General features: G+C 62.3%; 14 protein-coding genes and 1 tRNA gene. 5 read left to right on the plus strand and 10 right to left on the minus strand.

Annotated elements, in window-relative coordinates; translation table 11 throughout:
• Window positions 1-44: 44 nt before the first annotated feature.
• On the minus strand, window positions 45-1,262 hold the full coding sequence (locus tag Q8R27_RS04150; protein WP_305697815.1) for a phospholipase D family protein: 1,218 nt from the start codon (window positions 1,260-1,262) through the stop codon (window positions 45-47).
• 372 nt (window positions 1,263-1,634) lie between these two features.
• Here Q8R27_RS04150 and Q8R27_RS04155 point away from each other — a divergent pair, with 372 nt between their 5' ends.
• Together Q8R27_RS04155 and Q8R27_RS04160 are read left to right on the plus strand one after the other, a co-directional pair.
• On the plus strand, window positions 1,635-3,164 hold the full coding sequence (locus Q8R27_RS04155; protein WP_305697816.1) for a TM0106 family RecB-like putative nuclease: 1,530 nt from the start codon (window positions 1,635-1,637) through the stop codon (window positions 3,162-3,164).
• Window positions 3,165-3,473: 309 nt separating this feature from the next.
• Window positions 3,474-4,016 (plus strand): hypothetical protein, encoded by a 543-nt coding sequence (locus tag Q8R27_RS04160; RefSeq protein ID WP_305697817.1) that lies wholly within the window; start codon window positions 3,474-3,476, stop codon window positions 4,014-4,016.
• 396 nt (window positions 4,017-4,412) lie between these two features.
• Here Q8R27_RS04160 and Q8R27_RS04165 read toward each other — a convergent pair whose 3' ends face one another.
• The 6 genes from Q8R27_RS04165 to Q8R27_RS04190 form a co-directional block, all read right to left on the minus strand.
• Complete coding sequence (locus Q8R27_RS04165) at window positions 4,413-4,742, minus strand: hypothetical protein (protein ID WP_305697818.1); 330 nt, start codon at window positions 4,740-4,742, stop codon at window positions 4,413-4,415.
• 26 nt (window positions 4,743-4,768) lie between these two features.
• The gene (locus Q8R27_RS04170) at window positions 4,769-5,230 is read right to left on the minus strand and encodes a hypothetical protein (protein WP_305697819.1); all 462 of its coding nucleotides are present in this window, start codon (window positions 5,228-5,230) and stop codon (window positions 4,769-4,771) included.
• Entirely contained in the window at window positions 5,227-6,747 is a 1,521-nt protein-coding gene (locus Q8R27_RS04175) for a YfjI family protein (RefSeq protein WP_371134645.1), read from the minus strand. The genes Q8R27_RS04170 and Q8R27_RS04175 overlap by 4 nt, the downstream gene beginning before the upstream one ends.
• Entirely contained in the window at window positions 6,737-7,684 is a 948-nt protein-coding gene (locus Q8R27_RS04180; RefSeq protein WP_305697820.1) for a bifunctional DNA primase/polymerase, read from the minus strand. Before Q8R27_RS04180 ends, Q8R27_RS04175 begins: the two co-directional genes overlap by 11 nt.
• A 763-nt stretch (window positions 7,685-8,447) precedes the next feature.
• Window positions 8,448-8,945 carry a hypothetical protein gene (locus Q8R27_RS04185; RefSeq protein ID WP_305697821.1) on the minus strand — a complete coding sequence of 166 codons (498 nt, stop codon included), beginning with the start codon at window positions 8,943-8,945 and terminating at the stop codon, window positions 8,448-8,450.
• Between the two features lie 6 nt (window positions 8,946-8,951).
• Window positions 8,952-10,280: a site-specific integrase gene (locus tag Q8R27_RS04190; RefSeq protein ID WP_305697822.1), complete on the minus strand. Its 1,329-nt coding sequence runs from the start codon at window positions 10,278-10,280 to the stop codon at window positions 8,952-8,954.
• Between the two features lie 110 nt (window positions 10,281-10,390).
• Here Q8R27_RS04190 and Q8R27_RS04195 point away from each other — a divergent pair.
• Window positions 10,391-10,484 (plus strand) — tRNA-Arg (locus Q8R27_RS04195).
• 1,222 nt (window positions 10,485-11,706) lie between these two features.
• Here Q8R27_RS04195 and Q8R27_RS04200 read toward each other — a convergent pair.
• Both Q8R27_RS04200 and Q8R27_RS04205 read right to left on the minus strand, forming a co-directional pair.
• The gene (locus Q8R27_RS04200; protein WP_305697823.1) at window positions 11,707-12,165 is read right to left on the minus strand and encodes a PaaI family thioesterase; all 459 of its coding nucleotides are present in this window, start codon (window positions 12,163-12,165) and stop codon (window positions 11,707-11,709) included.
• A 181-nt stretch (window positions 12,166-12,346) separates the two neighbouring features.
• Window positions 12,347-13,084 (minus strand): SDR family oxidoreductase, encoded by a 738-nt coding sequence (locus Q8R27_RS04205; protein WP_305697824.1) that lies wholly within the window; start codon window positions 13,082-13,084, stop codon window positions 12,347-12,349.
• 166 nt (window positions 13,085-13,250) lie between these two features.
• On the opposite strand from Q8R27_RS04205, the gene Q8R27_RS04210 reads away from it, so the two are divergent.
• Window positions 13,251-14,099 carry an alpha/beta fold hydrolase gene (locus tag Q8R27_RS04210; protein ID WP_305697825.1) on the plus strand — a complete coding sequence of 283 codons (849 nt, stop codon included), beginning with the start codon at window positions 13,251-13,253 and terminating at the stop codon, window positions 14,097-14,099.
• A 189-nt stretch (window positions 14,100-14,288) separates the two neighbouring features.
• Here the strand turns inward: Q8R27_RS04210 and Q8R27_RS04215 are convergent, their stop codons facing one another.
• Entirely contained in the window at window positions 14,289-16,631 is a 2,343-nt protein-coding gene (locus Q8R27_RS04215; protein WP_305697826.1) for a TonB-dependent receptor, read from the minus strand.
• Window positions 16,632-17,093: 462 nt separating this feature from the next.
• Between Q8R27_RS04215 and Q8R27_RS04220 the strand changes: the two genes are divergently transcribed.
• Window positions 17,094-17,573 (plus strand): Rrf2 family transcriptional regulator, encoded by a 480-nt coding sequence (locus Q8R27_RS04220; protein ID WP_305594751.1) that lies wholly within the window; start codon window positions 17,094-17,096, stop codon window positions 17,571-17,573.
• Window positions 17,574-17,749 lie beyond the last annotated feature (176 nt).

Consider the following 17,749-nt stretch of genomic DNA (forward strand, 5'->3'; position numbering starts at 1 on the left):
AAGAATTCGATTACGACGAACCAAGTGCTCATATTCGAGCGACCTTAGAACCAACCGAAGCGGCGCGGCACCTGACCCCCACCCGGCATTTGTTGGTTGCACGCCGCTAGCCACGCGGCGTAGTCAGGACTGTCCGGACGATGAATGGTGACCTCATAATCGACTCCAGGTTCCTCGCCTGGGGCCATAATCATAACTGAATAATCCGGAACTATGCCGACAAGCTTCGACGCCGTGATGCGAATTTCACTTTTTCGCTCGTAGTAGACTGTGTTGAGGTTGTATTTTTCCTCCGACAGTACCAGCGCTCCACCCGCCCCGTACACCTGAATATTAACGACTGGATCAGGTATACGTTGCGGGTACGGCTTTCCGGTACTTTTTGGCGTAGTCATTCCGTTGAAGGGAAAGTCGAAGAAGGCAGGATTCTGGAGCGCCGCGCTCACGCTCAGGAAGATCTCGCCGTTGTGGTGAGGCTTGATCTGGATCGCGAAACGATCCGCTTGCGCAAGGCTCACCGTCAGGGTGCCCGACACGGTCGGGCTCGAGGTTGCCTGCGGAGTTCCAGTAGATGCGGCTTTTGTCACCTTGGGGTCTGCAAGCGCGCCCGAAGGAAGTGGGGATGCCGGCTGCAGAAGAAGCCCCGTTTTTGCGGTCTGTTTTGTGGAGCTCTTGCCCTTGGCAAGGGCCCCCCGGAGGGCAGCTTCGCCTAGTACGTGCCCGTCGGCGACGAGTTCGTTCAGGAGCGCGAGATCCAAGGGCTTGGTTGCGGCGCAGTTCGCAGGCAGTAGCTGATCCCACAAAGCTTCCGCTTCCTGAAGAACTGCCGCGTCTGCAGGTAGATCGGCACAGACGCGAACTGCTGTTTCGAAGTTTGTCTCCGTGCCTCCAACGGTGAGATTATTAGAGCCGATATAAATCCGGGCCAGTGCCGGACCAGTGAAGATGTATGCTTTAGGGTGGAAGGTTATTCCTCGTTCTCTCGTGACGTAGATCTCGTCAAACACCGCCAAGGCAAACTCAAGCGCTTCTCGACTCGTACCTTGCTGGTCGATACCGAAGATCGCGCGTACCTTAGCCCCTTTCTTGCGCCATTTCTCGAAGTGGCCGCGAAGGCGGTGCAGCGGCCCTGCCTTCGCGTATGCCACGATGATGCGAAAATCCTGAAAGTCGGCCGAGGCGAGATCAGCCTTCAGTTCACCTAGAAGCCGTCGCTTGCCGACGGCTTGATCGACCGGCTTGAGTATCTCGACCTTGGCCATACGCACTCCGCGCCCCACGATGCGCCTGAACCAACATCGATTCGCACTCTGATTCCTAAGCTTAGATCAGTGCACGGAACCCGCCTGCGCTCTCCTACGCCGACCCGGGTCAACTCTGAGCCAGCGGCGAGCAGGCGACTGACTGCGTCTGCGGGTTGCATCAGGTGCTTCGCTGGCACCGGCTACATAATGGGCGATCGGATTTTCCGAGACATTGGCGAATCGCTCATGGGAGACATGCTCATCCGGGTTCCAGCGAGGGCACTCGGCGCGGCCATGTGCGTGTGGCACCCGCTTTCTAGACGGACCGCCCGACTTTGCCGACGCTAAGTTTTTACCACCCCCTGAGCTCTGCCATGCGATAGATCACGCATGAGCCTCGAACCTGAAGCAACCGCGACTCGCGCCGGGGCCTCCAGCCAGCCGGTAACTGGCTCGATGCTTTACGATCTCATTCAGTGTCCTCATCGGGTTTATGCCGACACCTTTAGTGTGGCCAGTGAGCGGGACGAGGTGAGCCCGTTTGTGCGCATGCTGTGGGAGCGAGGCAGTAATTTCGAGGCGCAGGTCATGGGCTCTCGTGTGGCAGGCTACGTGGACCTGACGTCAGTGTCCCGCCACGAGCGCGAGCGCCTGACTCGCGAAGCAATGGATCGAGGCGAGCCCCTCATCTACCGCGGGCAGATTTCAGCCGACGACCTGCTCGGCATGCCAGATGTCTTGCGTAAAGAGGTCGGCGGCTATGTGCCCGGCGACATAAAGTCGGGAGCGGGCGAGTTTGGCGGAGATGACGAACACGAACCGAAGCCGAAGCTCCACTATGCCGTGCAGCTCGCGCTATATGTAGACATACTTCAACGCTTGAGCCTCGCCGCTGGCAGGCGCGGCTTTATATGGGATGTGCGCGGCGAAGAGGTCTCTTATGACTTCGACAAACCCATCAGCGAGCGCAAGCCGAGAACCCTTTGGGATGAGTATCTCACAGCGCGGGAGGGGGCCCGCTCGATACTGTCTACGGTCACCGTCACCCGGCCGGCCTACTCCAGCACCTGCAAGCTTTGCCACTGGCACACACGGTGCCTCAGTGACCTGGAGGCAATGGATGATCTCAGCCTCATCCCACACCTCGGCCGCGCGAAGCGTGACGCCATGCTCGATTACATTCCTACACTCGCCGAGTTCGCCTCGATGGAGCTCCACAGCTTCATAACCAAAGGACGCACGCCATTCGCGCGAGTAGGTGAGAAGAGTCTGCGGACGTTCCATACGCGCGCGAGGCTCCTGAAAAGCCCCTCTCCGGCCCCGTTTCTCAAGGAGTCCATCTCCTTGCCTCTAGTTTCCCGGGAACTCTTCTTCGACATCGAAGTCGATCCGATGCGCGAGATTTGTTACCTACACGGCATCGTCGAACGCCTCGAAGGTGACAACGCTACGGAGCGCTTTATTGGCTTCTTCACCGAAGACGAAAGCGAGCAGGAGGAGGAGCGGGCGTTTGCGGAGGCCTGGGCCTATCTGACAGCTGATCCTAACGCCCTCGTCTACTACTTCTCCAAGTACGAACGGACGATCTACCGCAAGCTGCAGGCCAAGTACCCGTCGGTCTGCACTCGCGAAGACGTCGAAGCGTTGTTCCATCCCGAGAAGGCGATAGACCTTTACTTCGACGTCGTGTTCCCGGCCACCGAGTGGCCGACTCGGGACTACTCGCTGAAAACCCTCGCCCGGTATCTCGGCTTCAACTGGCGGGATGAGAACCCCTCTGGTGCTGCGTCCATCGAGTGGTTCGACCGATGGGTGAAGGGTCGCGACCCCGCCGACCGCCAACGGATCCTAGAATACAACGAGGACGACTGCCGAGCGACGCGCGTGGTCCTAGATGGGATCCGCGCTCTGGCTGCATAGGCCTAGGGCTGCAGGTTGCGCCGTTCCAACTTGTGTGCGGCAACGCCTAGGAGGGATTGCGCTGATGCCGATGAGTTTTGGCTATTATCTCGAGTTGAAATCGGTCGGATCGGGGCGCGACCGATGCGCCAATGCCCCAGTCGTTGCATGATGCCCGAGGGGGGCCGTGGACGCCAAGGATTACATGCCAACGAGGTCCTGCGGGATGCCCGCCGTGCGGCAGTATCAATGGGGAGTGAAGCGGCTCGTGCTGCTGGGGGACGACACCGTAGCCAAAGCCGGCGAGGTCCTCGCAGGCCAAGTTTCCACATGTTTTTAGTATCGTCGGGGTGGGATATCGTGAACCATTTAGAGCAACTCGTTTCCGAATGGCTTCAATACAAAGGTTACTTTGTTCGTACGTCTATTCCCGTGGGGCGGCGACCTAAGGGTGGGTATGAGGGCGAGCTAGACGTTGTAGCAATCCACTTTAAGAACAAGCACCTCCTGCATGTGGAATGCTCTCTTGATGCCTGGAATATTGAAAAGCGCCACGAGCGTTTCGCCGCAAAATTCGAGCGTGGACGTCGTTATGTGCGCGATATCTTTGAAGGTATGGAACTTCCCGAAGAGTTAGAGCAAGTCGTCGTGCTTCAGTTCGCTAGCGGCGTGGATCGCCACTTCGGCGGGACGCGACTGGTCACCGTGCGGGAGCTAGTTCACGAGATTGTTGACGGCTTGAAGGGCACATCGCCCGCAAGCAGCGCCGTGCCGTCCAACTTTCCGCTCATCCGCACCCTTCAACTGGCGTCTGACGCCATGAAGCACCCCGAGTTTGCACGGCTCGAACACCGGCTGATCCCGTTGGCGTAAGGCGGCGGCTCAGCCTCAGCCGCCTTCGGAATCGTGGCTCCTGCGAGCGAGAGGACCTGGGCACCGTAGGGTGTTACGATTGGTAAATCACGCGAGAAGCGCCCGTGGAAAGTGCGGCGCGCCTCGCCCGGGCGGCGCGGCGTGTGGCGGCTTTCGCTGCTGATGAACTGAGCTGCGGGTGACTCACTCCAGGCTGAGCTGGGAACGCGACCTCCTCTTGTGGCCTCTGCTTCCGCTGACGTCCGATCTTGCCGGCCGTGAGAGACCTCAACTATGCAGTCCGCTGGCCTATCCGACATCAGCACGACGCCCTCTCGCCCAACTGGTGAACGTCGTCATAAGCGGCACAGCGTCTCGGCTGGGGCACCTACCAAGATGTGCGCCCCTGGCAAGCTCTCACACGGCGATTTTGGCGATCAAATATTTGGACAGCGGATAGATATCGGCCTCAACGGCCTCCTCCTTTTCGTCTTGGGTACGATTGGCAGACGTAAACGGTTGAGGAGTGAGCGCTTCGCTCAGCTTGTGTCGATCAAAGACGAGGATCCGGCCTACGCCGTCGTCGTCATCGCGCGGCAACGAAGCCCAATACTCAGCGATCTGGAAGTCTGAGGTGAGACTTACATGCTTGTCGCCAAACGGGGCGCAGGCAAGTCGGTCGCTCGCGAAAATGGCATCTCCGTAGCGAGTGCCATGGAACAGAAATCGGGTCGAACGGGAAGCCATGGATATTCCTGAGCTCAGCCTTGGCGTCACCTGCGTACCTTCTCTCGATCGTAAGCGCCGAGCGGCTCCGCCTTCTCAAGTGTCTCCCGCAGGAATTGGCGGTGGCGTGCCTGCTGGTAGACTTCCTGGAACTCCTCCCGCGTAATAGTGTCGAGGTCGAGGACGGGTTCACGCTCGCGCTGCACAATAAGCTCACGAGGGACTAGCGAACCAACGATCCTTACATATGCTGCTGGATCTGCCTCGCGGATGCGCGCAATTGCGGCCGCGCCATGCTCAGCAAAGTCGTCAGCCACCGCAGAGAGGAACACATCCGTGAGGCGGTTGCGGGACCCCTTGGGCCTTCCGCCGCCGCCATTTCCCGTTAGAAAACGGCCATCTGAAGCTCGCGCCGGCGGCGTCGTGATCCCCGCTAATTCGGCTAAAGGTGCTAAATCAGCCTGCGGGTTAGCAGGATTAGCAGGCTTAGGGCGAAGCGTGTCGGTCATGGCCGAAGGGTCCAGGCTTCGCGGCGGGGAGCGCCGTCTATGATGGTTCCGGCGGGTAGCCGCTCGACGTGGCCATGTTCTTCCAGAATTTCGACCGCTCGCCGTGCGGACTTGGCATCGCGCAGGGAGTTGGGGCCAGACTGGTAGATGGTGGCAAGATTGAGCGATTGGCTGGGTTGGTCACGCCACCACGCAAGTAGCCTTTCGGCCGCGCGAAGTTCCTGCGAAACCGCCGCGCCGCCATGGAGCCGCAGCATTTCGCTGGCGAAATGCATGGCCAAGATGATGCCACACCGCATCGCCGCGAGCGGGACTTCCAAGGCTTCAGGGTCGTTGTAGAGCGTCAGCGTAGCCGCAAGCCGGCCGGCGTGTTCTGCAAGCTTCGATGCGAACGCCTTAATGGATGCTAGATGACCAGCCGCGGACATTTCGCGCTCGCAGAGATCGTGGAATTCCACCCACGCGGTAGTTGCGTCCACGCTGAGGCCCATCCCTGGCGGGTCCAGCGCGTCTGGCATTTCCCGTCGGGTTTGAGGCGGACGCGTCAAAAGATAGCGAACCCGCTCATTGTAAGCTGTCAACGCCGCCTGGGCCGTCGATGGCGGCTCGCGAAACAGCCGCGTTCCCGCCGTCGATTGCGGCGCCACAATCAACATGCGTGCCGTCAGGCCCATTCCATCTAATAACGGATCGCCAAACAACCGCTCGCCGACGACCGGCTGAAACATGATGTGAGCGCTGCATCGGCGGCCAGGCAGAAACGTCGAACCAGTGCCTACCCTGCGCCTGCGGAGCGGGTCGCCGTCCCAAAGGACATTGAAGAGCCCGGCCGTTCTCATACGGCTCTCCTCGTTGAAGGCTGCGCCGCCGAGCAACAACCCGCCTTCAGCAGTGAAAACTCCTACCGTCGGCCGACCGTTGGCTAGGTGCAGCGTCAAGCCTTCGGGAGTGGGATCGGAAATTAGCATCATGGGGTCGAGCGGCGGCTTAGGTTCTGCGCCGATCTTATCCAGGGCGCTACGAAGCGCGTCCATGTTCCCCTTGTGGGTCCGTTTCGCGTGCTCGCGCGCCGCATCCCACGCCGTTTTCTGGTTCAGATAAGCCGCGCGTTCGCCATCGCTCTGCTGTCGCAACTCTTGTTCAACTTCATACACCGGTGCGAGAGCAAGACGATCCACGCTCGACTTGCGCTCGCCGCTGTCGGCCACGGACACGAACAATCCTGACAACGGCCTCCGTCCCCCTCCAGGCAAGATCACGTCGCGTTGCGCCTGTGCCGCGAGCGTAGCGACCGCCAGGACCGACTGTGCGGCGATGGCTAGGGGAGCTTGGGTGGATTGTTGGATCGCAAGGGCCGCGGGCGCGAGCGGTCCGAGCGCGTCCAGAGGAAATGCGGGTGCAGGAGGTAGGGGTCGAAAAAGGGGGCGTTTCTCGTGCGGGGTGGCGGCTTCTTCCACTACCATTCGAGTGAACGTCACCGCGTCCGCGCCGGTCCATGTCATCGGGCTACCGTCCATGACCCGACCCCCGCGCCGCGGTCGAGATTCCACTGCGGACGGTCGCGGCGGTTTCGCGTTCGCCGAGGCCTGCCATCAGCCCCGCTTCCACCAAGGCCGCCACGGCGATCGCTGAAGGCAGCAGGCCCGCGCTGACCAACTCGCCAGCCCGGCAGGCGGCCCAATGAAGCGTAGCGTTGCGGTGCCCCGGCCTGGCTGTCGCGACGGCCCTGATCAGGCCCGCAAGCCTTGGACGCGGGTCGGTGTCATTCTGTCCGCCGGAGACAGGCTGTCGCTCCACCGACGAACGCGCCGACTGAACGCGTGCCGAAGAGACAGGCTTGGCGATCAAGTCGCATAAGGCTTGAGGCAAAGCGGGGAGCGAGTGGGTGGCAATAGCCGTCGCCAGTTGCGGCACGGTCCCGACGTGCAGAGCATAGGGCCGGCCCGTCGCCATCACGGAACCGGCCGCGATCACGTAGGCGTTGTCGCGGACGTCTATAGCTGGCGCGACCTTGCCATTAGTTGCGCCCAAGCTCTCGGGCCGGCGAAAGATAAAGTGCCGGCCGTCTCGTGGCGTGACGACTACCGGTCCGGCGTTCGGATCGACGCCGCAACGCTCAAAAATCGCTAAAGCTTCGGCGACGCCATCGCCGGAGCCGTGGCGATCCGCATCCAGAACGATGATTCCATTGGCCCGGCACGGCAGCCCAATGGCCGCAGATGGCCAGGCCCACCACCACCGGCCGACTTGTTCCGCGTCGGTGGTGGCGTTCTTGAAGCCACCTTGCACATAGGGAGACTTCGCCTGACCGCCCGCACCATCCGCCTCGCGGACTGGAATAATGCATACGCCATAGGAGCGATAGGTGCTTGCCAGCTCTGCGGCTGAGCCTGGCGCGGGAAGTCGCCTCATCGAGCTTTCTGGCCGCTTGCTCGAGCCACTGCCGACTGCCAATCGGAAACAGCCTTTTCGTCGTATCCGCCAATGGCCACGCACTCTGTGACCACCGCCATCACCTCCGCATCTGTCGCCAACTCAAGCGGAAATCGAGCGGGGCCCCGCCAGAACGGCAGCTCGAAATGCCAGCCTGGAACAACCCTGAGGACAAGCGTCGAGATATCCAGAGATGGGATGCCGGTCGCATCCCATCTACCCGGCATCTCCGGCAGGGAGGGAGCGTGGCGGATGAACGCGTTTCGTCCAGGGCCGAACCTAGCGAACGTTTCACAGTCGCGGGCGTAGGCGTCGCTTTGGTCGCCTGCCGGCGGGCTAAATCCCCACTGTCTACTGAGGGGCCGGGTATCGATCCGAGGCCAGGGTCCCGGGTCAAATATGCCCTGGAGAGGGTGCTTTCGAGCGGAGGCCATGACTCAGACCGCTCGGGCGCCGGAAGCGCCCAATTCGGACGTCGATTGGACGGCCTTTGACATGCGGGCTAAGGCCCACGCGTCGAGGTCTTGAGGGCTGTAGACGGGGAACGGGCCGAGTTTCCTAAATCGTGGGCCGCCGCCGACACAGGCGAATTTCGCCAGAGTTTCTGTGGTGTACGCGCCGTATCGTGACTGGAGGTACGCAGCCGCCTTGTCTCGGCGGAGATAAGTCTGTGTTTCCACTTGGGGCCATCCCTTTCCCTGCGCCGGAATGGCGCGGGCTGGCTCCCTAGGGATCACATAGAATTCGAACCGGCCAATGCATTGCGGTTCGGGTAAACCCCTGATTATCGCGAACCTAACGAGTGCTCGCGCATCAGCCGTTCATCTTCCTCGATGGCTGGCCGCAAGATGCGCACGGCCTTCAACAAGGTGGTGCGGCTCAAACCATGGTCAGATTTGCCTCTGGCGACCGCGTACTCAAAGCCATGGGCAGACTGGTTTTCCATGAATTGTCGGACCGCCTCAAAATGCTCCATCGCCGACTCACGGGGCCGGCCGTTGCGCCGCTTGGTCATTCCCAATTTCATTTCGCTGTTCCCATCGGGATCGCAAAGCGCGGCGAGCCAGTGGCGCATATCCGCCGATATCGGATGCCGTCCACGGAGTAGTTCAGCCAGCAAGGCCATATTTGGGGGTGCGCCTTTTGGTATCGGCGCTGCGGTGTAGACCGGTCTGCCCTCAATCAAGCTCACTGAAGCAGCCGACTGCTGCCCTTCGACAGTGGCTCGCACCATCAGCGCTTCGAGCCGCCTGCCGAACCGGCCCTTAAAAAGCTGAACCATCGGCAATTAGGCCTGTCGAGCCGGTAGCGGTGTGGGGTCTGGCGGGACGGGCTGCGCGCTGATAGCCGCTGAAATCGTACTCGCAATGCTGTCGGACGCTCGGCGCAGCGGGTCGTCGGCAAAGTGCGAATAGCGGGCTGTCGTCGTAGGTGAGGCGTGACCGAGTAACTTGCCAACCAAGCCAAGGCCAATCCCGGCCGCAGCGCCGACTGACGCGTAGGAATGGCGTAGGTCGTGAAGCCGAACGTCGTGGAGCTCGGCGTGCGCGATAACGCGCTCCCATGGCCGCTTGATGTCCGCGCGCGGCTTGTCCGGCTTTGCACCGGCAATGACGAAGTCCCCTATCCGAGGGAGCGTGGCGAGGATTTCGAGTGCCGGCGCGCCAAGAAGCACCTTCTTCGCTCCCGTCTTCGAATCCGGCAGGTTCAGCAGGCCGTTGTCGAAATCTACTTCGTTCCAACGGAGGTTCAGCATCTCGCCAGCCCGGCAGCCAGTGAGCAGCATCAAGCGAATGGCCGCGATGGCATACGGGGATATGACTTCGCGCCGGTTTTCCTCCTTTACCGGCCGGTGCTTAGCCTTCTTATCCTCATTGATTTTCCAGGGGAGCCCTACGGTTTCGGCTTCGCGCAGGGTTTCGCCCAGCTTCTGAAGCTCGGTCCCCGATAAGAACCGTTCCCCTTTGCCGTCGGCGTAGACCTTCACACCAAGGCGGGGGTTCGTCGCGAGATACCCGTTGTCCACGGCGTAGGTGAAGATGCCTCCCAATAGGCGAACCGTTCGGGTTGCGGTGCCTTTGCCCCCTTTGACGATAACCCGGCCGTGCTTAATGGTCTTCAAGTCCACCGCAGTCTTCCCGTTGGCGACGTCGCGCATGAAGCGTTCGATGTCGGCGCGGGTAATGTCGCCGATCTGTTTGCGGCCCAACAGCGGCTTGATGTGACGCACGATGCGTCCACGATCTGAGGCTAGCGTCGACGCCTTCTTCAGGGCGCAGCCCTGTTCAAGATATTCATCGCAAAGCTGAGCGACTGTCATTTCGGCCCGCTTCTTTGCCCGCTCCGCAGCCACGTCGCTGCCAAGCTCAGCCTTGGCCAGAACTTCACTCGCTGCCTTGCGCGCGGCGTCTACGGTGAGCTTTCCATAGCTTCCAATAGTCACCTTCCGAACCGGCGTATTCCGGCCGCCCACCCGATATTGAGCGATGAAGGATTTTGCGCCGGTAGGGCGAACGCGGCACCCGAAGCCAGGCAGCTTGCCGCACCACACTACATAGTCGGTCGCGCGCGGCTCCAACTCTTCTACGACGTCCTTCGTGAGGCGCTTCGTTGCCATCACTGCCTCCGGGAAGCACCGGGGTAGCACGACTGCGGTATTTTGACGTAACCCGCAGCTACCCAAGGCAAGGAGTATAGATAGAAATCCGTGACAGTACAACGTGCTACGCAGGCCCAGGCAAACTGAGGTAAAGCGATTCCTATTGCGTCCCCTGCCCTCCGAAGGCAAAGGTCACACGTTCGAATCGTGTCGGGTGCGCCATTTCTTTTTCACCAGCCAAAAGACCGGTTAAGACGTTGAACGGCAACGATAAATTTGCCGTTCTAAACCCTTCTTTGCACTTGTAGCGAAGTCGCTCCGCAAACGTGAGCTTTAGCACCGTTCGGCGGTCTACCAGCCGATCTGATTGCCAAAGATTCCAAGGGTTTGCGAGGAAGTCGAGCGCCGTTCTAAGTCCATCTTCAAAGCTGCTTGCCGGCTGTCCGTTTTTGGCAAGCCGCACTGTCATGGACAGCTTTCGCTCTTCAAGCTTGCGAATCCGATCTTCGAGGGCATTCGCCACCGTCGGCAATGTCGTTTCGAGCAGTCGATCGACATGCTGCGTAATTTGCTTATCCACTCCCTGAACTTCCAGTCGCAACGCGTTTGCCTGGGCCTCACCTTGAGTGCGCCGGTGTTCCCATAGATCGCGGAACATTTTGCGAGCGACTTGGAAGAGCGACGGGGCCGGGCGAATGCTATGGAGCAGCTCTGCGAACTGCCCCTCAATCAGCTCTCTACGGATCGACTTCCCGTAGCTCTCACAGCCCCGCTTTGGGCACAGGTAGTAGGGATATCGAGCGTGGCTTCCCTTCGACCAACACGAGGTTACCCGCCAACGGATATATGCGGCTAGCGACAAGCCGGCCGCGTCGTGTTCGAGGCGACGACGATCCTCTGCCGAGAAGCGGAGGCTGAATGGCATAAGTCGCTTCGCCGGCTGGTCCGGCGACGCGCTCTTATCAAACTCAGGTTTGATGGGTGGCTGATCGTCTAGGGGCACGGCGGCTCCTTCCGATCGGCTTGGGGTCTATGCTCTAGGTAGGTGTTCCATTCCGCGAGAGTTTCGAGCAGTTCGTTCGAAGTCGCACCATCAAGGTGCGCCAGCAGGATCAACAACGCAGCTATCCCGGCGAATGGCGTTGCGTCGCTGAAGTCGCCGCCGCCCCAGCTTTCTTTCGCCGGGAATTGACGTCAGCAATCAGGTCTCGACCACGCCGGGTATCGTCTATCTGAGCCGCGCAACCATCTCTGTCGGCATCGAGCCTGGGGATCCACTGGGCGTCTACACCGTGTCCGCGGCTCTGCGTGATCCGGCAAGCGGGGGCCTAGTCGAGCTGAAGCAGACGTTCGACGTCGCACCGTGAGCCTTGCCGGGCGCACAAGCCGGCGTTCCGTCACGCGCCGAGGTCGAGATCGAGCGCACGCGTAGTCCGCGGCTGGTTCATGATCTGCGGGCGGCCTTTTTCGCCACCACTGAGAAGCTCAGCGCCGGGTCGCCGTCAGCCGTCACGAGGCCGCGGATAAAGACCAGGCTTCGGCCGCCGCGGATCACTTCGCCGCCAGCCTCAACAAGAGCGCCGGCCGAGACCGCGCCCACGAATTCGGCGTTGAACGCAGCCGTCACCGACCAGTCGTCACCCAGGGCGCTCATGCCGATCGCGAATGCGGAATAGTCGGCGAATGTCATCAGGCACCCCCCGTGCATGAATCCGCTGGCGTTCATGTGGCGCGGTTCTGCCCGAAATGCGCACCGGATCGCCCCATCGGCTCCCGCACGCCAATAGAACGGCCCCACCATGCTTTCGAAGGCGTCGAGTTCGCCCCAGGTGCGCCAGCCCGCCCAGGGGCCTTCGATCACATCGATCACACCGTCGGGCCAGACCGTCGCTTGTTCCGCCATCGATCACTCCCAACAGTTCCTGCGCTCGTGAACGACTGTAGTTCGGCGGAGCCTGTCGGTCCGACTGAGATCGCTGTCTCCGTCGGCCTGTCACCGCCAACGCACCGGCCGATCCTGTTGGCGAGGTCGGCGGTGGCGCCTTTCAGCGGCGAGTTCATGTCGAACCCTTCGCGCCCCTCGCCTAAGCGACCGCACGCACCGAAGCGGGGTCGACGGGGCGCGAGCGGCCGACGCCCCTGGCCGAGAACAGGTGTTCGATCGGGCCCGGGAAATCCGCAGGGTTCTCCAGCATCGCGCGGATGTGTTCGCCCACCTCTCGGTCGGTAATCCAGTTGTACTTGGGATCATCGCCCTTGGCCTTGTGCTCGGTGGTGACCATGGCGCCGATGATGAGCTCGCGGATCGCGATGCGATGGTTCTCCATCTCGTGGTCGAGGTAGCGGAACATGGTCCGTTGCGCCGACTGGATCATCGAATTGTAGCTGTAGTGAGGGAAGATCCGGTCGGCCATGGCGCCGCCCACGCCGATATAGATCCCGCCGTCGATGACGATCGGAACGAAGGTCTTGGCGGCGACGAAATGGGTGATCAGGTTGTCGTGCACGATCGCCAGCAGGTCAGCGGAACTCCATTCCACCAGCGTCTTGCCCTGCGGCCAGGCGCCGCTCAGGCCGGCCAGCACGCCGTCAACTCGATCGACCCGCGCGCGGACGCCCTGCAGCAAGGTCGCAGCCGCGGCCTCGTCGTGGACGCTCCCTTCGATCAGCTGAAAGGATCGGCCGGCGTGGCGATTCTGCAGGGCCTCGGCCTTGGGACCGCCCCGGCTCGCCGCCAGGACGCCGTGGCCTGCATCCAACAAGGCCGCGATGACGCCGCTGCCCACGTCGCCGGTACCGCCCAGAATCAAGAACTGCTTCATCGCTTCGCTCTCCATGCCTCTGTTCTTCTGTGGCGATCGGAACGGCCGCAACCTGCCGATCATGGACCGGCGCATATCCCGCATCAATCGGGCCTGGCGCCCGATGGCGAGGTCGTCGCGCGAGCTTTGACCTGCTAACGTCTTCGCCTGCGACGGGAGCAAGCCTATGAGCCAGACTGAAGTCAGCCCACCGGAAATCGGCAAGAGCCTGGAGGCGGGTGGCGTCTCAACGAACTACCACGATCATGGCGCCGGGCCGCCGGTGCTGCTGATCCACGGATCGGGGCCGGGCGTCAGCGCCTGGGCCAACTGGTCGCGCAACATCCCTGTCCTGGCGAAGGATTTCCGGGTGGTCGCCCCCGATCTGGCGGGCTTCGGCTACAGCGACGCGATCGCCGGCGGCGTGCGCGACAAGGCGGTGTGGGTCCGCCAGCTCGTCGGGGTGCTGGATGCGCTGAAGCTCGACAAGGTCAGCGTCGTCGGCAACTCGTTCGGCGGCGGCATGGCGATCGCGCTGATGGTCGCCCACCCCGACCGGGTCGAGCGCGCGGTGCTGATGGGTTCGGTGGGCCTGAAGGCGCCGATCAGCGAGTCGCTGGACTACCTCTGGGGCTATCAGCCGAGCCTCGAGAACATGCGCAAGGCGATCGAGCGGCTGGTCTACGACCAGAGCCGGATCACCGAGGAGCTGGTGCAGATGCGCCACCAGGCCAGTTCGCGTCCAGAGTCCTACGCGCCGTACGCGGCGACGTTTGGCCAGGCGCCGCGGCAGAATGCGATGAACATGCTGGCCAGCGATGAGGCGCAAATCGCCGCGATCACCCAAGAGGTGCTGATCCTGCATGGCGCCTTCGACCGGGTGATCCCGCTGGAGACCTCGGTGCGGTTGAACCAGCTGATCCGCAATTCTGACCTGCACAGCTTCGCCGGCGCCGGCCACTGGGTGCAGATCGAGCGTGCTGCGAGCTTCAACCGCATGGTCGCCCAGTTCATCAAGCACGGGCTGAACGAGTAGCGGTTAAGGCCGGGCGAACACGTGGCGGAAGCCGCGCCAGCACCTAGTCCGTACACGGACGGCCAACGGCGCGGCGCGGAAGGGGTAGTCGATCTATCCAATGACACGTGGACCCAGGCCTGGGGTTGAGGCGTCCAGGCGATAGGCGGCGCCGGCGACGGGGCCACCCAACGACGACCTACTGAGCCGCTAGAATTCCGCGCGTAGCGTGCCGCCGAAGGTGCGTGGCGCGCCCAGGCGCGAGCTGACGCCGAACGCCGAGGCGCCCACCGGGCCTGCCGTCGTGGCCGACTGCAGGAAGTAGACTTCGTCGAAGGCGTTATCGACCCAGAAGGACAGGTCGTACTTGCCGTCCGCCAGCTTGGCGCCGACGCGGGCGTTGAACACGCCGTAGCCCTTGATAAGCGTCAGCGGGTCAGCCTGCGGCGAGCCGAAGTGGTCGGAGCGGTAAGCGTACGCCGCCAGCGCATAGCCGCGGGCGGAGTCGTTCCAGTCCCACTCGTACCGCGCCCCGAGATTAGCGATATACTTGGGCGACTGGTAGAGGCGGACGCCGGTCAGGTCGCAGGGCGCGGTCTTGCCGACGGCGCACGGCCCGTTCGGATAGGACGTGTAGCGTGCGTCGATGTAGGAGCCGTTGGCGTTCAGCGTCAGGTTGTCCGTGACGCTCCAGACCGCCTCGGCCTCGACGCCCTTGGACCGCACCTCGCCGACGTTGGCGAGATACGAACGCACCCCCGGCAGGGCGATATTGGCCTGCAGGCCGGACAGCTCGGTCCAGAACGCCGACAGGTTGAGGGTCAGGCGCCGGTCGAAGAACTGGTTCTTGGAGCCTAGCTCCCAGTTGGTGACGTCTTCGGGATCGAGGATCAGCGGCGAGCCTGGGGTCACCGCCGCGTTGAGGTTCAGGCCGGCGGCCTTGTAGCCCGTCGAGTAGGACGCATAGAGCAGGTTGTCTGGGGTGACCTTGTAGGCGGCGCTCAGCAGGTATGAGACGTTGTCGCCCTTCACGGTCACGTCGTAGTTGAACGGGATCGAGGTGGGGGCGTAGGGCGTGCCGCGGGTCGAGGTGGCGGAGATGCCGTCACGTTCGTCCTTCGTGTAGCGCAGGCCGGCCGTCAGCGTGAGGGCGTCGGTCAGTTCGAAGTTGGCCTGTCCGAACACCGCCCAGGCGGTCGACTTGGTGTTCACGTCATCGAGGTACTGCGAGCCCGGCGCGATGGTGATCGCGGCCGCGTTCGGGTTCGTCTGACGGGCGAGCGCGGTGTAGAAGGCGCTGGCGTCGAAGCCGAACTGGTTGAGGATGTAGTGGTCCTTCAGCCGCTGCTGGAAGTAGTAGGCGCCGGCCTGCCAGTTCAGGCGGCCAGGCTTGGAAGCCAGGCGCAGCTCCTGGGAATACTGCCAGTCCTTCGTCGTCGCGACGTTCACCTGGATCACGTCCAGAGGCAGGTTGTCGCTGTCCTGCAGCGGATCGAAGTGCCAGTAGCGCCAGCCGGTGATCGAGGTCAGGTCGGCCCACCCCAGGTCATAATTGACCTCGGCCGAAACGCCCTTCTGATCGGTGCGCATGTTCTGCAGCGCGTTGTTCTGCACGCTGTCGAGGCTGACTTTCGGGACGTAGCCCAGCGCCGCGAAGGCGTTCAGCGTGCGTTGCGTGGCGACGCCGCCCAGCGAGGTCGGGACGAGGGCCGACAGAACGCTGACGCAGCAGGTGTCGTCCTCCATGGAGTAGTCGCCGATCAACCGGATCGACAGCTTGTCATTCGGTGTCGCCAGCAGTTGCAGCCGGGCGCCGGCGCGGCCGACGCTGTTGGCGGAGATGCCGGTTTTCGTATTGTCCAGCACCCCGGCGCGGTGGGTGTTGAAGGCGGTCAGGCGATAGGCCAGCAATCCGTCGATCAACGGGCCGGTGAGGCTGGTGCGGATCTGGTTGTACTCGTAGTTGCCGAGCGAGCCCTCGATCACCGCGCCCTGGGTGAAGCTGGGCTTGCGGGTGGTGATGTTGATCACGCCGGCCGAGGTGTTGCGGCCGAACAGCGTGCCCTGCGGCCCACGCAGAACTTCGAAATTCTCGATGTCGATCAGGTCGGCCAGCGCCATTCCGGGACGGCCGAGATAGATGCCGTCGAAGTAGAACCCGACCGAGGTGTCCAGCCCGTCGGAAGCCGTCGACACGCCGATGCCGCGAATGGCCGCCGAAGAATTGCGCGGATTGGAGTTGTTGGCGGTGAAGCTCGGCACCGTCCGCTGGATGTCCTCAAGGGTGTAGGTCCCCTTCTCCTCCATCGCCGCGCCAGAGATCGCCGACAGCGGGATCGGCACGTCCTGGGCGCGTTCGGCCTGACGGCGCGCGGTGACGATCACTTCGGCGACCGCCGTGGCGGCGTCGGCGCCCGGCAGCGCCTCTACGGCCGAGGCCGACGCGGAGGCGTCCTCGGCGGCGGGCGCCTGGGCGAACGCCGGGGAAGCCGACAGGGCGCCGACAGCAAGGCTCGCGAGCAACAGTGATTTGTAAGTGTGAGAAGAAATCATGGTTCGTCCAGTGAAGAGTTACGAATACCCGCCCCGCGACCGAAGCGGGTCGCAGGTTTCACAAGCATCCGGGATTACAGAGAGCGCGTTTGGCTTCTCACCTCAGTCTTGGGCAGACCAAGGCGTGGCCGATTAGGTCAAGAGGCGCGGCGACAACACATTATGGTCGACGCATGTTGGGTCGCAGTCGCGGCCTGCTTTTCATTTTCTCGTACATCGACGAACCGCATGCGGTGAAGTTGAGGCCGCGTCTTAGGTCTTCAAATCATACTCAGTCAATATGAAATCCCATCAATGCTTCTCGCCAGACGGATAGTTTTTCTGTTTCTGGGTTCGCAACCATGCACAATCTGACCCGCATGGAAGGTGGCGTCGCTCGTCGGCGCCCGGGCGATCGCCTATCTTTCACGCGAGAATCTAAGGGAGCCGCGGACACGCACCCGCGGCGGGGGTGGACGACGGATGCTTTCGCAGCGCGGTCGCTATGCACTGAAGGCGCTGATCAACCTTGCCCGTCTGGAGCAGGGGTCGCGGCAGGTCAGCGCCATCGCCGCCGAGGAGAACATCCCGCGGAAGTTCCTCGAGGCGATCATGTCCGACATGCGACGCGCCCATCTCGTTGAAAGCGCGCGGGGAAAGATGGGCGGCTACAAGCTCGCCCGTCCCGCCGACCTGATCACCTTCGGCGATGTGATCCGCATCACCGACGGCCCGCTGGCGCTGATCCCCTGCGCCAGCCGCAACTTCTACCGCCGTTGTGACGACTGCCACGACGAAGGCGCCTGCATCCTGCGTCGGATCATGTCGCGCGTGCGCAACGAAGTGTCCGAGATCCTCGATCGCACAACCCTTGCCGACGCCCTCGCCGGCCTCGCCGATCCGCTGCTGATCGACGAGGACGAGCTGCTGGACGGCCCGCCACGCCCGGTCGAACAGGCCTGACGGTGTCAGCAGCGCTGTAGGGCGGGTCCAGAATTTCTGACGCATTTCCGAGTCAGAACGCGCTTTCCCAATTCATATCACGATAGTAGGTGTTAAGCCGCAACCGCGGAAACGCGCGTTGCTGGACGTCCGGCGACGTCCTTGGTCTTGGCTTCAGATTAGCGGCGCGGCGAACG

Source organism: Phenylobacterium sp. (assembly GCF_030697305.1).
Classification (GTDB): Bacteria; Pseudomonadota; Alphaproteobacteria; order Caulobacterales; family Caulobacteraceae; genus Phenylobacterium.